This is a genomic window from Arthrobacter sp. NPDC058192 (genome assembly GCF_042883665.1).
Taxonomy (GTDB): Bacteria; Actinomycetota; Actinomycetes; order Actinomycetales; family Micrococcaceae; genus Arthrobacter.
This window is the reverse complement of the sequence record NZ_JBHVVJ010000005.1, coordinates 47,517-62,442: the sequence shown is the minus strand read 5'-3', so window position 1 is coordinate 62,442 and position 14,926 is coordinate 47,517. Positions and strand designations below refer to the sequence as shown.

Genomic DNA, 14,926 nt, shown 5'->3' with positions numbered 1-14,926 from the left:
TATCCTCAATTCCGCCACGGCGTGTCCGTTCATAATGACACTAGCGCAATGACGCTAGTGCACCCCGGCGCGGGCCAGCTTCCGGGTCACGGAGTTTCTCCGGGCGGTCCACAGCATGTCCAGGGTCAGCACCAGCAAAGCCAGCCAGACGACGCCGAAGCCGATCCAGCGATCCGGCGTCATGGTTTCCTTGAACACCACCAGCGCCACGATGAACTGCAGGACGGGTGCGAAGTACTGCAGCAGTCCGATGGTGGTCATCGGCAGCCGCCGCGCGGAGGCCCCGAAGAACAGCAGCGGCACGGCGGTGATGACGCCCGACGCCGCCAGCAGCCAGAAGTGCCCGGCGCCATTGGACGCCAGCGTGGCCGCCCCGCTGACCGCGAGCACGATCATGGTCGCCCCGGCCAGCGGCGCCAGCACAACCGTCTCCACGGTCAGGCTTGTGAGCGCGTCCGCCCGCGGTCCCACGCGCTTCTTGACGAAGCCGTAGAGGCCGAAGCTCAACGCCAGCGTCAGGGCAATCCAGGGGAGTTTGCCGTAGGAGACCGTCAGGACACCTACCGCAATGAAGCCAATGCCGACGGCCGCCCACTGCAGCGGACGCAGCTTTTCCTTCAGGACAAAGACCCCCAACAGCACGGAGACCAGCGGGTTGATGAAGTAGCCCAGGGAGGCCTCGACCGCCTGGCCGGTGGTGACGCCGTAGGTGTAGGTCAGCCAGTTCACCGCGATCAGGGCCGCGGCGATGGACAGCGGGCCGATCACCGTGCGGTTCCGGAACGCTGCCGCCAGCACCCGCCAGGACCGGGTGACGGTGATCAGCAGGACGCAGAAGACTAGGGAGAACACCACCCGGTTGGCGACGATTTCCACGGCCCCGGCCGGATGGAGCACGAAGAAGTACAGGGGCAGCAGGCCCCACAGCCCGTAGGCGCCGATCCCGAACAGGATCCCCGCCGTCGTTTCCTTGTCTACCGGTGCCGGTCCCGCGGGCCGCAGCGCTTCTGGCCCCGCCGGCGGCCGGGCTGCAGGGGGCGAGGCGCGCAAGGCGGCCGGCGGAGCTGGGGAGTAGGATCCTTCGGGTTTAGGCACAAGAGCAATAACACCACTTGCGCGGACCCTATTCCTGCCAACCGGGCCCCGCGCGGCCCGGCGACATTAGAATGGGTGCCTGTGCGCTGCATCTATTGGCGCTGTCCTAAGACTCAGAAGGGCTCCCGGTGTCCAACTCGGCCGAATCCACATCCCCTCGTCCCCTCCGTGTTGCGATTGTCGGCGCGGGCCCGGCCGGCGTCTACGCTGCGGACATCCTGACGAAGTCCAGCGAGGTCAAAGAAGGCGACGTCGAGGTCAGCATCGATCTCTTCGAGGCCTACCCGGCGCCGTACGGCCTGATCCGCTACGGTGTGGCTCCTGACCATCCCCGGATCAAGGGGATCGTCAACGCACTGCACAAGGTCCTGGACCGCGGGGACATCCGCTTCCTGGGCAACGTCACGTACGGCCGCGACCTGACCCTGCACGACTTCCGGGCCTTCTACGACGCCGTCATCTTCTCCACCGGGGCCATCAAGGACGCGGAGCTGGACATCCCCGGGATCGGGCTCGAGGGGTCCTTTGGCGGCGCCGATTTCGTCTCCTGGTACGACGGGCACCCGGACGTGGCGCGTGACTGGCCCCTGGAGGCCAAGGAAATCGCGGTGATCGGCAACGGCAACGTGGCCTTGGACGTCGCCCGCATGCTGGTCAAACATGCAGATGAACTCCTGGTCACGGAAATCCCCGACAACGTCTACCGCGCCCTGAAGGACTCTCCGGTCACGGACGTCCACGTGTTCGGCCGCCGCGGACCGGCCCAGGTGAAGTTCACGCCGCTGGAGCTGCGCGAACTCAGCCACGCCAAGGACGTGGACATCGTCCTGTACCCGGAGGATTTCGAGTTCGACGAGGCCTCGGACGAGGCCATCCGCAGCAACAACCAGACCCGGACCATGGTCAACACGCTGACGAACTGGCTGGTCGAGGAGCACGCCGAGGCCGACGAGCCGTCCTCGCGCCGGCTGCACCTGCACTTCCTGCACAGCCCCGTCGAGATCCATGACGACGCCGAGAACCCCGGCAAAGTCGCCGGCATCAAGTTTGAACGCATGCAGCTGGACGGCACGGGGAACGTCAAAGGCACCGGGGAGTTCATCGACTACCCTGTCCAGGCCGTCTACAGGGCGATCGGCTACCACGGGTCGCCGCTGGACGAACTGGCATACGATGCCCGCCGCGGCATCGTCCCCAATGAGGGCGGCCGCGTGCTCGACGCCGAGGGAAACCCGGTGCCCGGGATCTACGCCACGGGCTGGATCAAGCGCGGACCGGTCGGGCTGATCGGCCACACCAAGGGCGACGCCCTCGAGACCATCGGCTGCCTGCTGGAGGACCGGCTGACGCTGCCGCCGGCGCAGAACCCCGACCCGCAGGCCATCATCGACCTGCTCCAGGAGCGGGGCATCGAGTACACCACCTGGGAAGGGTGGATCAAGCTCGATGCGCACGAGCTCGCCCTCGGTGCGGAGTGGTCCGCGGCGGATTCCGCGAGCGGGATCGAGCGGGAGCGAATCAAGGTTGTGCCGCGCGAGGACATGATTGAGATTTCGCGCGGGTAGGGGAACTCTTCCAGAAGAAAAAAGTGTCGGCTACGCCGCTGCCTGCGTGCCAGAATCCTTCCATGACCAAGGAACGCAGTGAACTGAAGAGCACCGGATACGAGATCTTCATCGGTATCCTTTCCGTTCTGTCGATCGTCAATCTCGTGCTCCTGTATGTGGTGCAGGACCAGGCCCTCAGCACCGTGCTCACCGTGATGAATGCCCTTTTCAGCGTGATCTTCCTCGCTGACTTCCTCCTCCGCATTGTCACCGCGCCATCGGCGGGTGCCTATTTCTTCAAGCACTTCGGCTGGGCAGACCTGTTGGCCAGTGTGCCTGTCGCCCAGTTCAAGATCCTGCGTATCTTCCGGCTGATCCGGGTCTACCGCCTGCTCCGGGCGCTCGGCGCCCGCACGATCGGCCGCGCGCTGGTCAAAGACCGGGCCGGCAGTTCCCTGTACATACTGCTGCTCATGGGCATTTTGGTCCTGGAATTCGGCAGCCTCATGATGCTCCGCGTCGAGCAGTACGCGCCAGGGGCCAACATCACGAGCGCCTCGGACGCCATCTGGTACACGATCGTGACGATCTCGACCGTTGGATACGGTGACCAATATCCGGTCACCTTTGCGGGCCGCATCATCGGGTCAGGCATCATCGTCCTCGGCGTCGGGATCTTCGGCACATTCACCGGTTACCTGGCCAACTTCTTCCTGTCTCCCAAGACTCCCGCACCCCACGGCGATGCGGCCGACAATGGGACCGCGACGGTCGAAGGACTCCGCCTGCGCCTCGAAGAGTCCGAAGCCAAGCTTGCCGAGATCAGAAAGCTGCTCGTCGAGCCAACCTAGCGAACCTGCGCGTTTGCAAACGTCCCGGACGGCATTACACTGGGCCGGACGAGGCGGCCTCCGGCGCGCCGTCGAGCCCGTCCGGTGGGAGTTCAATGACGAATCTGGTCCGTCCGGCAGCACTGTTGCCGCCAGCAGGCGGGGTTCCCGCAGCGCTGCGTCAGCGGCATGCCAGCGCCGGGCACGAGGCACTGGACTCGCGCGGACCCGATTTCCCCGCGAGCCTGCCCCTGCCCGGGCTCAGCAGGCTGGTCCAGGAATCGTGGCAGCGGTCGGTAGAATTGCTGGCCAACCCTGACCACCCCGAGGCCCCGCTGGCCATGGACCGCGAAGAACTTGAGGAGTACCGCCGGCAGCATCCGCTGGCCGCGATCATGCCCGTGATCCACAAGCTCCTGGTCCTGCCCAGCCACGACAGTGGAATGCTGGTGGCAGTGGGGGACGAGGTTGGCAGGCTGCTGTGGGTGGAAGGCGACGCCGGCCTGCAGCGTCGGGCCGAAGGCATGATGTTCGTCCCGGGTGCCGACTGGTCCGAAGCGAAAGTCGGCACCAGCGCCCCGGGCACTGCGCTGGCCCTCGGCCGCGGCATCCAAATCTCCGGTGCGGAACACTACAAGCGGTCGGTGCATCCGTGGAGCTGCACGGCGGTGCCGTTCCACGATCCGGATTCCGGCGCCCTGCTGGGGGTAGTGGACATCACCGGCACAGAATCGGCCGTGGCCCCGCACACCTTATCGCTGGTTGAAGCCACCGTAGCCGCCGCCCAGGCGCATCTGCGGGTGGAACGGCTGCAGCTGGCAGCCGCACGCCAATCCCCGCCAGCCAGGCGGCGGAGCCCGGCCGGACCGAAACCTGCGGGGGCGAATAGCCTCTACCGCAACAGCCTCCAGCTGCTCGGCCGCGATCAGGCATTGCTGAGCATCGACGGCCGTACTGTCGCCTTGTCCGCCCGGCACAGTGAGATCCTGGCCCTGCTCAGCACCCACCCCGGAGGGCTGACCGCCGGGGAACTGGGCGCCCTCCTCTACGCCAAGGACGCCCCCACCATGACTTTGCGCGCCGAGATGGTCCGGCTGCGCAAGGTCCTCCAGGAGCTCAATCCTGACGCCGTCCCGGAGTCACGCCCCTACCGGCTGCCGCTGGACCTCGTTCCGGACGCCGGACAGGTGTTGAACTGCCTGCAGCGCGGCGCGCACCGGATAGCACTGGAAATCTACCGCGGCGCCGTGCTGCCGCGCTCCGAAGCCCCCGGCATTGTGGAACTGCGGACCAGGGTCTCCGCGCTCATGCGCGAAGCACTGCTGACCGACGGCAGCGCCGAATCGCTCCTGAAGTACGCCGAGCTGCCCGAGGCGAGGGACGACGTCGAGGTCCGGATAGCCGCGCTCAAGCTGCTGCCGCCCCGCTCGCCCAAGCGGACCGCCGTCGTCGCCGATCTGGAACGGCTGGACCGGGAACTGGGCGTCTGAGCCGTTGCGCCTGAATCCTGGCGCCGCCGGCGCCAGTGGGTGATCCGCCTCACACGGTTGCAACCTGACTGCAACCTTTCTCTCCCTACGCTGGGTGCAACCGGGGCCGGAAGCGCCTTGCTGCCCCCCGAACTTGCACAGCAAAGGAGCTAGCAATGACTGTTTACGCCCAGCCCGGCACCGAGGGCTCGAAGGTTACCTTCCAGGACCGGTATGAAAACTGGATCGGCGGCGAATGGGTCGCCCCGGTCAAGGGCCAGTACTTCGAGAACATCACCCCGGTGACCGGCAAGGCATTCTGCGAGGTCGCCCGCGGCACGGCCGAGGACATCGAGCTGGCGCTGGACGCCGCGCACAAGGCTGCGCCGTCCTGGGGCAAGACCTCCGTGGCCGAGCGGGCCGCAATCCTCAACAAGATCGCGGACCGGATCGACGCGAACACCGAGATGCTCGCCGTCGCTGAAACCTGGGACAACGGCAAGCCGATCCGCGAAACCCTCAACGCCGACATTCCGCTCGCCGCCGACCATTTCCGCTACTTTGCCTCCGCCGTCCGCGCCCAGGAGGGCCGGCTTTCCCAGCTCGACGACGACACCACCGCCTACCATTACCACGAGCCCCTCGGCGTCGTGGGCCAGATCATTCCCTGGAACTTCCCGATCCTCATGGCTGTCTGGAAGCTCGCACCCGCCCTCGCCGCCGGCAACGCCGTTGTGCTGAAGCCGGCCGAGCAGACGCCGTCCTCGATCCTGGTCCTGATGGAACTGATCAGCGACCTCTTGCCGGCCGGTGTTGTCAACGTGGTCAACGGCTTCGGCGTCGAGGCAGGCAAGCCGCTGGCCTCCAGCCCGCGGATCCGCAAGATCGCCTTCACCGGCGAAACCACCACCGGCCGCCTGATCAGCCAGTACGCGAGCCAGAACCTGATCCCGGTCACCCTGGAGCTCGGCGGCAAGAGCCCGAACATCTTCTTCAACGACGTCGCCGAGAACAACGACGCCTTCTACGACAAGGCCCTTGAAGGGTTCACGCTCTTCGCCTTCAACCAGGGCGAGGTCTGCACCTGTCCTTCCCGTGCTCTGGTCCAGGAAGGCATCTACGACTCCTTCATGGCCGACGCGCTGGCCCGCACCCAGAAGATCATCCAGGGCAACCCGCTGGACACCGAGACGCAGCTCGGAGCCCAGGCCTCCAATGACCAGCTGGAGAAGATCCTGTCCTACATCGACATCGGAAAGCAGGAAGGCGCCAAGGCCCTGACCGGCGGCGCCCGCGCCGAGCTCGCCGGGGACCTCGCAGGCGGCTACTACGTGCAGCCGACCATCTTCGAAGGCCACAACAAGATGCGGATCTTCCAGGAGGAGATCTTCGGGCCGGTGGTGTCCGTGACGCGCTTCAGCGACTACAACGACGCCATGGGGATCGCCAACGACACGCTTTACGGCCTCGGCGCCGGGGTCTGGTCCCGCAACGGCAACGTTGCCTACCGTGCGGGCCGCGAGATCCAGGCCGGGCGTGTGTGGGTCAACAACTACCACGCGTACCCGGCCGGGGCTGCGTTTGGCGGGTACAAGTCCTCCGGCATCGGGCGTGAAAACCACGCGATGATGCTGGACCACTACCAGCAGACCAAGAACCTCCTGGTCAGCTACAACGAGAACAAGCTCGGCTTCTTCTAAGCCGCAACGACCGGGCGGGGCGGATTCAACTGATCCGCGGGATTCGAATGATCCGCCCCGCCCGCACCACCCCGTTCCTGCTCGCAGCCGAATCCGAGGAATAACGCCGATGCCCCACGCCAGGCTGCACGCCGCCGTCACCCGCGAAGGCGAGGACTTCTCCCGCGTCGCGCTCACCCTTGAAGCCGCCGATCTGCTGCGCAAACTGTGGGAGCAGCACGGGCCCCTGATGTTTCACCAGTCCGGCGGCTGCTGTGACGGGTCCGCGCCCATGTGCTACCCCGCCGGGGAATTCCTGACCGGCGATTCCGACGTCCTGCTGGGCCTGTTCGACATCTCCGACGGGCTGCGACCCCAGCCGCTGGAATTCTGGATGTCGCGGGAGCAGTTCAACTACTGGAGCCACACCCACCTGACGGTCGACGTCGTGCCCGGGCGGGGGAGTGGTTTCTCCGTGGAAGCGCCGGAAGGCAAGCGCTTCCTGATTCGCTCGACGCTGATGGACTGGTCCGTTTGACTGACCCCAAGACGCCGTCCGGGCCCGTCGGGATCCGCTTCTGAACGGTCTCCGCGGCAGCCCTTGGCCGGCTCGCCATCTCACAATGTGGGACAAATCAGGCCGTCCAGTGGATGGACACTACTATGGATAGGTCTGTTTCCAAACCCAGTTATCGAGATTGCGGACTTTCCTATGAACCTTTTCCGGACCAAATCCATCGAGCAGTCCTTGTCCGACGCCGATGAACCCGGACGCAAGTTGAAGCGCTCGCTCAGCACGTGGGACCTCATGATTATGGGCGTCGCGGTTGCCGTCGGCGCCGGTATCTTCTCGGTCGGCGCCAAGGCTGCAGCGAATTTCGCCGGCCCCGCCGTGACCATCTCCTTTGCGATCGCCGCCGTCACGTGTGCGCTCGCCATCATGTGCTATGCCGAATTTGCCACGGCCATCCCAGTGGCAGGATCCGCGTACGTCTTCACCTACGCGACCATGGGAGAAGTCCTCGCCTGGATCATCGGCTGGAACCTGATCCTGGAACTCTTCACGGCCGGCGCCGTCATCGCCAAGTACTGGGGCATTTACCTCAGCAAGGTCTTCGCGCTCATGGGCGTGGACATCCCGCCGTCGATCTCCCTGGCCGGGGTTGACCTCTACTGGGGCGCCTTCCTGATCGTTGCGATCTTCACCGTGCTGCTGGTCCTCGGGACCAAGCTCTCCGCCCGCGTCGGCAACATCTTCACGCTCATCAAGATCGCCGTCGTGCTCTTCGTGATCGTGGTCGGCTTCACTTACGTGAAGTTCGAGAACTATGCACCGTTCGTGCCGACCTCCGAGCCGACGGGCGGCACCGGCGCGGCCGACGTCCTCAAGCAGTCCTTCTTCGGTTTCCTCACCGGCGCGGCTCCGGCCCAGTATGGAACGCTCGGCATCTTCGCCGGTGCGGCCTTGGTGTTCTTCGCCTTCATCGGCTTCGACGTCGTTGCCACCTCTGCCGAAGAGGTCAAGAACCCGCAGAAGACGCTGCCCCGCGGCATCTTCGGCGGCCTCGCCATCGTCACATTGCTCTACATCCTTGTGTCTTTGGCGCTGACCGGCATGGTGTCCTACACGAAGCTGGCCGAGGCCAAGAGCCCGACCCTCACCACCGCCTTCGAAGCCGTCGGCAACACCGACGCCGCAAAGGTCATCGCCTTCGGCTCCCTCGTGGGCCTCACCACCGTCATCATGGTGCTCCTCATGGGCCTCTCGCGCGTGGTGCTGGCCATGAGCCGGGACGGACTGCTGCCGCGCTCCTTGTCCAAGACCAGCGCCACGCGTGCGACGCCGGCCCGCCTCCAGATCATCTGCGGCGCCGGCGTGGCCCTCGTTGCCGGGCTGACCAACGTGGACCTGCTGGAGGAAATGATCAACATCGGCACGCTCTCCGCCTTCGTGATGGTGAGTCTGGGCATTCTGGTCCTCCGCAAGAAGCGCCCCGACCTGAAGCCGAGCTTCCGCGTCCCGTTCGGCAAGGTGCTCCCGATCGTCTCGGCCGTGCTGTGCCTCTACCTCATGACCAACCTGGCTGTGGAGACCTGGATTTTCTTCGCCATCTGGCTGGTCATCGGCATCGCGATCTACTTCGCCTACGGCCAGCGCCACTCACGGCTGAACGAGAAGTTCGCCGCGGCCAAGGCATCCGTCAACGGCACTCCTGCTCCGGCTGAAAGCCGTGACGCCGCAGCAACCGCCGACGAGCCCGTCGGCCGCTGACCTCACTAATCCCTTGGGGTAGACAACCCAATACATAGTTCGTTCTGCAGTTGGGCAGAAGGAAGTGGTCCCGGTTCAAGTGTCCGGGACCGCTTTCTTTTTGGCAGGGGTTGCGCTCCCTAAGATGGGGGAATGGCCCGCCCAGCAAGACCGGAACGCAAATCAGAGCTGTTGTCCGCGATTCTCGAGTACCTCATGGACAAGACGCTGGCAGAGCTGACGTTTCGGAGTCTCGCCGACGGGCTGGGGGTCAGCAGTTACGTTCTGGTGTACCACTTCGGCCACCGCGATCAGTTGATCAACGAGATCATCCGGGGCATCGAGTCCCGGCTGGACAGCATCCGGGCCACAGACGTCAGGGACATTGACCGGGACGCCTGGCGAGCCTTCCTCCGCGAGTCCTGGCAGTGGACCATGGCGCAGCGCAACCGGCACCTGGCCCGGCTGGAATTTGAGGCAACAGCTCAGGACGTCGTGGCGGCGGAGCCGCGCGGCGCCGCACAGGAGCACTTCCGGATGCTGCATGAGAAGTCCCGGGACTGGCTCGTCATCCAGGGGATCCGGCGGGACTTCGCCGACACTGACGCCCGGCTCTTTACCGCCGCGTTCTATGGGCTGCAGTTCGACTTCGTCGTCAATAACCAGCCCGAGCAAGCCAGCCAGGCCTTTGAGCTGATGATGCTGGTCTTCTTCAACAACCTCGACCGGCGGCTCGCCACGGACGGCCAGCACATCTGAGGCCGGGCATCAGGGCGCCGCGTAACGGCCCTCCCACTCCACCAGGGGACGCAGTGCCTCCCAGCGCCGCGCCACTTCCTCCACCGCGCCGGGGCCGGCAAGCCAGTCGGGTTGGCCCACATTGACCCCGGCCGTGAGCGATTTGTGCCTCAGCAGCCCCGCCCGGGGATGGTCCTTGTCAAAGCCCCGCGGGACGGTCTTCAGGCTCTCGCCCTCCACGGCAAACCCCGCCTCCTGGACCTTGCGCACGATCTCCTGCAGGGCCTCTCCGGAGCGGGGATCATCGACGGCGCCGCGGAAGCGCGCCACCTGGGCCGGCGTGTGGTTGTGGCAGCCGCCGCCGATGAGCATTCCATCGGCACTGAGCTGGACGTAGAACCCGACGCCCTCCGCCAGCGAGGCGAACGCCCCTTGCGCTGTCTTATAGGGTGACTTGTCCGGCGAAAAGCGGACATCCCGGTTGGGGCGAAAGAGTTTCGCCGGACCGAACCGCGGCTCCAGCTCTGCCAGCAGCCGGGTCAGGGGCTCCTTTACCGCTGCGTCATACACGGGCTTGTGCTCCAGCCACCAGTCCCGGTTGTTGTTCTGCTCAAGATCGGCGTAGAACCGGAAGGCGTCATCCGGGATGCCTGCGAATGCGGTCATGGCTAAATCTTAGGACTAGCCCGTGCCGCGGGGAGGGGCGCCGCCGCTTATGTGGATAACGGCGAAATGCCCCGCCACGGAGCGGCCCGTCCGTGAACTGGGTCATTCGGGGGCTTCATATGCCTTGACACAAAAAGTGATCACTGCCATATTTCTTTTACGCGCTATGTGCATCCCGTTGTGTAATACGCAATTAGAGTACTTAATTCGCCTATGGTTGCCCCGCCCGACAGTGCCCCCGTCATGACCGAAAGGGAATGACCCATTCGCGATATGAGGATTTCGACCCCAGCAAGTCGGCTAGATTGGCAGAGGTGCCGTCGCCAACGAGCCTGTGGGCTCAGGAAAGGAACACCAGTTCATGGTTCATAAAGTCAAGGCAGTCGTTGTCAGGGAGAAGAACGCTCCGGTGTCGCTGGAGACGATCCTGGTGCCGGATCCGGGGCCCGGGGAAGCCCTGGTGGACATTCTGACATGCGGGGTGTGCCACACGGATCTGCATTACAAGCTCGGCGGCATCGGTGATGAGTTCCCCTATCTGCTGGGCCATGAGGCAACCGGTGTGGTGTCGGCGGTGGGCGACGGTGTCACAGAGGTGGCCCCGGGTGACCGGGTCATCCTGAACTGGCGTGCGGTCTGCGGGGAGTGCCGGGCGTGTGCCAAGGGCCAGCCGCAGTACTGCTTCAACACACACAATGCCACGCAGAAGATGACCCTCGAGGACGGCACCGAGCTCTCCCCGGCGTTGGGCATCGGCGCGTTCGCTGAGAAGACATTGGTCGCGGCCGGGCAGTGCACGAAGGTCGACGAGGACGCCGACCCCGCCGCCGTCGGGCTGCTGGGCTGCGGTGTGATGGCCGGCATCGGGGCGGCGATCAACACCGGCGAGGTCAAGCGCGGGGAGTCGGTGGCAGTGATCGGCTGCGGCGGCGTGGGCATCGCGGCGGTCGCCGGGGCTAAGCTCGCGGGCGCGACGACGATCATTGCGGTGGACATCGACGACAACAAGATCGAGATGGCCAGGTCCCTCGGCGCCACCCACGGCGTCAACTCCCGCACCACCGACCCGGTCGAGGCCATCCGGGAACTGACTGGCGGCAACGGGGCCGACGTCGTCATCGAGGCTGTCGGGAGACCAGAGACCTACAAGCAGGCCTTCTACGCCCGCGACCTCGCCGGCCGCGTCGTCCTGGTGGGTGTGCCGACGCCGGAGATGCAGCTCGAGCTTCCGCTGCTCGACGTTTTTGGCCGGGGCGGTTCGCTGAAGTCTTCCTGGTACGGGGACTGCCTGCCTTCCCGCGACTTCCCGATGCTGGTGGCGCACTACCAGCAGGGCAACCTGGACCTCGACGCGTTTGTCTCCGAACGCATCTCCATCGACCAGGTGGAAGAGGCCTTCGACAAGATGCACGAGGGCAAGGTCCTCCGCTCGGTCGTTGAAATCAACTCCGTTGTTGAAACCCAGAACGCAGTGGCTTCCGCATGAGCGTCACGATCGAAAACCTCGTCACCTCGGGCACGTTTTCGCTCGACGGCGGCACCTGGGACGTGGACAACAACGTCTGGATCGTGGGCAACGAGGAGGAATGCGTCATCATCGATTCCCCGCACGACGCTGCCGCGATCATCGGCGGTGTCCGGGGCCGGAAGGTCCTGGCCATCCTGCTGACCCACGCGCACAACGACCACATCGGAGCCGCCCGTGAGGTCGCCAACGCCGTGGGCGCCCCGATCCACTTGAACCCGGAGGACCAGGTCCTCTGGGAACAGGTCTACCCCGGCACCACGCCGGACCGGGCCATCAATGACGGGGACGAGTTCCGGGTCGGCGGCGCTACGCTGAAAGCGATCCACACCCCCGGCCACTCACCGGGCTCCACCTGCTTCCACCTCGAGCAGGAGGAAACCGTGTTCACCGGGGACACCCTGTTCAACGGCGGTCCCGGAGCCACCGGCCGGTCCTACAGCGACTACCCGACCATCCTGGCCTCCATCCGCGAACGCCTCCTCACGCTTCCCGCGGAAACCGCGGTCCGCACCGGGCACGGCGAGAACACCACCATCGGCGCCGAACGCGAAACCCTCGCCAAGGTGTCCCAGTAGTCAGGGCTGCCGAGTAACAAACATCAAGTAAGGCGCGCCAGGAAAGCCTGGCGCGCCTTGCTGGCGATCGAACAAGCCGGACATTAGCGGTAAGGAAGCAGGAACAATGAAGTTCGGGAAACAGCCCGCCCCCGTCGCGGACATCAACGAGGACGAACTCGCCGTCCACAAGCCGAAGACCGAGGCGGCCGGGGTCAAGGCCGTGATGGTGGCGCTGGAACGCGCGGTGGCGCAGGCCGGGGTGACCCGCACGGCGCACTCGCTCCTGCGGTTGAACCAGCGCGGCGGTTTCGACTGCCCCGGCTGCGCCTGGCCGGAGTCGGACAAGAAACGCAAGACCGCGGAGTTCTGCGAAAACGGCGCCAAGGCAGTGGCCGAGGAGAACACACTACGGACTGTCGGGGCGGAATTCTGGGCGAAGCATTCCATCGCGGAGCTGTCGGAAAAGACCGAGTACTGGCTGGGCAACCAGGGCAGGCTCAGCGAACCGATGGTGATCCGGGAAGGAGAGACACACTACGCGCCGATCTCCTGGGCGGACGCCTTCGACCTCATCGGCGAGCACATCCGGGCCAGCACGCCCGACCGCTGCGTCTTCTACACCTCGGGCCGCACGGCCAACGAGACCGCGTTCATGTACCAGCTGTTCGCCCGGTCCCTGGGCACCAACAACCTGCCGGACTGCTCCAACATGTGCCACGAGTCCTCCGGTTCCGCGCTGAACCCGACCATCGGCATCGGCAAGGGCACGGTGTCGCTGGATGACATCCACGACGCGGAACTGATCTTCGTGGTGGGGCAGAACCCCGGCACCAACCACCCCCGGATGCTGTCCGCGTTGAAGGAGTGCAAGGACAAGGGCGGCAAGGTGGTGGCGGTGAACCCGCTGCCCGAGGCCGGCCTGTTCAACTTCCGGGATCCCCAAACGATCTCCGGCGTGGTGGGCGGCGGCACGCCGCTGGCCGACGAGTACCTGCAGATCAAGGTGGGCGGCGACCTGGCGCTGTTCCAGGCGCTCGGCCACCTGCTGCTGGCCGCGGAGGAGCAAAACCCGGGAACCGTCGTCGACCGTTCCTTCATTGAGGCGCAGACCGACGGCTTCGCCGCCTACCGGGAAGCCCGCCGGGAACTGGACTGGGAAGAGACGGAACGGGCCACCGGCCTTGCCCGTCAGCAGATCGAAAAAGTCGCCGCGATGCTGCTGGCGTCCAAGGCCAGCATCTTCTGCTGGGCGCTGGGCGTCACCCAGCAGCCGCACTCGGTGGACACCATCAAGGAAATGGTCAACGTCCTGCTGCTGCAGGGCAACTTCGGCAAGCCCGGCGCCGGCGCCTGCCCGGTGCGCGGACACTCCAACGTCCAGGGCGACCGGACCATGGGCATCTGGGAAAAGCCCAAGGAATGGCTCCTAGAAGCGCTGGACAACGAGTTCGGCATCGCCTCGCCCCGGCACCACGGCCACGACGCAGTGGAGTCCATGGAGGCGTTCGAGCGCGACGAGGTGGACGTCTTCGTGTCCATGGGCGGGAACTTCTCGCTCGCGTGCTCGGACACCGAGACCCTCGAGGCCGGGATGCAGCGGATCGGCCTGACCGTGCACATCTCAACCAAGCCAAACCGGTCCCACGTGGTGCACGGCCGCACGTCGCTGATCCTTCCCACGCTGGGCCGGACGGACAAGGACGACAAGCACCCCAAGGGCGCCCAGTTCCTGTCCGTGGAGGACTCGATGTCCGTGGTCCACTCGACCCAGGGCAGGCTGCTGCCCGTGTCCGAGCACCTCCTTGCCGAACCGGTCATCGTGGCCCGGATGGCCGAAGCCACGTTCGGCCCCGGCCACCCGGTGGACTGGAAGGCCATGGCCGAGGACTACGACGTCGTTCGGGACCACATCGCGCGGGTCCTTCCGGGGTTCGAGGACTTCAATGCCCGGGTCCGGACGAAGAACGGTTTTGTGCTGCCCAACCCGCCCAGGGACACCCGCTCCTTCGCCACAGACATCGGACGCGGCCGCTTCACGGTCAGCCCGCTGGAGTATCTGACCCCGCCGGCCGGGCACCTGGTCCTGCAGACCATGCGCAGCCACGACCAGTACAACACCACGTTCTACGGCCTCGATGACCGGTACCGCGGGATCTCCGGCGGCCGCCGTGTCATTCTGGTGCACCCGGAGGACCTGGCCGAGCAGGGCTTCCGGGACCGGGACCTCGTGGATGTGGTCAGCACCTTCCAGGGGACGGACCGGCGGGCGGAGAAGTTCCGGCTGGTGGCCTTCCCGACCGCCAGGGGCTGCGCCGCGGCGTACTTCCCCGAGGCCAATGCCCTGGTCCACAAGGAAAACGTGGCCCGGGAATCCAACACCCCCGGCTTCAAGGCCATGTTCGTCCGCTTTGAGCCGCACGCCGCGGGGGAAGCGTCCGCCGCGGCCGGCGAGGCAGCGACCCCCGAGGCAGCCACTGCGCGCTGAGGCGTCCAAACAGAACGGCCCGCTTCCTTTCGGAAGCGGGCCGTTCTGTTTGGGAGGATGGGCGGCACGTGCGGACAGTGA

12 protein-coding genes are annotated in these 14,926 nt (G+C 65.7%); 10 read left to right on the top strand and 2 right to left on the bottom strand.

Going from position 1 to position 14,926, the window contains the following annotated elements; translation table 11 throughout:
• Nucleotides 1-54: 54 nt before the first annotated feature.
• The gene (rarD, locus tag ACFVVK_RS06735; RefSeq protein WP_390265615.1) at nucleotides 55-1,050 is read right to left on the bottom strand and encodes an EamA family transporter RarD; all 996 of its coding nucleotides are present in this window, start codon (nucleotides 1,048-1,050) and stop codon (nucleotides 55-57) included.
• Nucleotides 1,051-1,223: 173 nt separating this feature from the next.
• Here rarD and ACFVVK_RS06730 point away from each other — a divergent pair, with 173 nt between their 5' ends.
• The 7 genes from ACFVVK_RS06730 (at nucleotide 1,224) to ACFVVK_RS06700 (ending at nucleotide 9,630) form a co-directional block, all read left to right on the top strand.
• On the top strand, nucleotides 1,224-2,660 hold the full coding sequence (locus ACFVVK_RS06730; protein ID WP_390265179.1) for an FAD-dependent oxidoreductase: 1,437 nt from the start codon (nucleotides 1,224-1,226) through the stop codon (nucleotides 2,658-2,660).
• Nucleotides 2,661-2,722: 62 nt separating this feature from the next.
• Nucleotides 2,723-3,493, top strand: coding sequence for an ion transporter (locus ACFVVK_RS06725; protein WP_390265177.1), 771 nt, complete (start codon nucleotides 2,723-2,725; stop codon nucleotides 3,491-3,493).
• 95 nt (nucleotides 3,494-3,588) lie between these two features.
• Complete coding sequence (locus ACFVVK_RS06720; RefSeq protein WP_390265175.1) at nucleotides 3,589-4,962, top strand: GAF domain-containing protein; 1,374 nt, start codon at nucleotides 3,589-3,591, stop codon at nucleotides 4,960-4,962.
• Nucleotides 4,963-5,117: 155 nt separating this feature from the next.
• On the top strand, nucleotides 5,118-6,641 hold the full coding sequence (locus tag ACFVVK_RS06715) for an aldehyde dehydrogenase family protein (protein ID WP_390265172.1): 1,524 nt from the start codon (nucleotides 5,118-5,120) through the stop codon (nucleotides 6,639-6,641).
• Nucleotides 6,642-6,750: 109 nt separating this feature from the next.
• Nucleotides 6,751-7,158: a DUF779 domain-containing protein gene (locus tag ACFVVK_RS06710; protein ID WP_390265169.1), complete on the top strand. Its 408-nt coding sequence runs from the start codon at nucleotides 6,751-6,753 to the stop codon at nucleotides 7,156-7,158.
• Nucleotides 7,159-7,332: 174 nt separating this feature from the next.
• Nucleotides 7,333-8,892 carry an amino acid permease gene (locus tag ACFVVK_RS06705; protein WP_390265166.1) on the top strand — a complete coding sequence of 520 codons (1,560 nt, stop codon included), beginning with the start codon at nucleotides 7,333-7,335 and terminating at the stop codon, nucleotides 8,890-8,892.
• 132 nt (nucleotides 8,893-9,024) lie between these two features.
• Nucleotides 9,025-9,630, top strand: coding sequence for a TetR/AcrR family transcriptional regulator (locus ACFVVK_RS06700; RefSeq protein ID WP_390265163.1), 606 nt, complete (start codon nucleotides 9,025-9,027; stop codon nucleotides 9,628-9,630).
• A gap of 9 nt (nucleotides 9,631-9,639) precedes the next feature.
• Here ACFVVK_RS06700 and ACFVVK_RS06695 read toward each other — a convergent pair whose 3' ends face one another.
• Nucleotides 9,640-10,275 carry a DUF2461 domain-containing protein gene (locus ACFVVK_RS06695; RefSeq protein WP_390265160.1) on the bottom strand — a complete coding sequence of 212 codons (636 nt, stop codon included), beginning with the start codon at nucleotides 10,273-10,275 and terminating at the stop codon, nucleotides 9,640-9,642.
• 361 nt (nucleotides 10,276-10,636) lie between these two features.
• On the opposite strand from ACFVVK_RS06695, the gene ACFVVK_RS06690 reads away from it, so the two are divergent.
• The 3 genes from ACFVVK_RS06690 to ACFVVK_RS06680 all read left to right on the top strand — a co-directional run bounded on the left by ACFVVK_RS06690 (nucleotide 10,637) and on the right by ACFVVK_RS06680 (nucleotide 14,845).
• Entirely contained in the window at nucleotides 10,637-11,761 is a 1,125-nt protein-coding gene (locus ACFVVK_RS06690; protein WP_390265157.1) for an S-(hydroxymethyl)mycothiol dehydrogenase, read from the top strand.
• Complete coding sequence (locus tag ACFVVK_RS06685) at nucleotides 11,758-12,378, top strand: MBL fold metallo-hydrolase (RefSeq protein WP_390265154.1); 621 nt, start codon at nucleotides 11,758-11,760, stop codon at nucleotides 12,376-12,378. The genes ACFVVK_RS06690 and ACFVVK_RS06685 overlap by 4 nt, the downstream gene beginning before the upstream one ends.
• 106 nt (nucleotides 12,379-12,484) lie before the next feature.
• The gene (locus tag ACFVVK_RS06680; protein ID WP_390265151.1) at nucleotides 12,485-14,845 is read left to right on the top strand and encodes an FdhF/YdeP family oxidoreductase; all 2,361 of its coding nucleotides are present in this window, start codon (nucleotides 12,485-12,487) and stop codon (nucleotides 14,843-14,845) included.
• The last annotated feature ends 81 nt before the right edge of the window (nucleotides 14,846-14,926 follow it).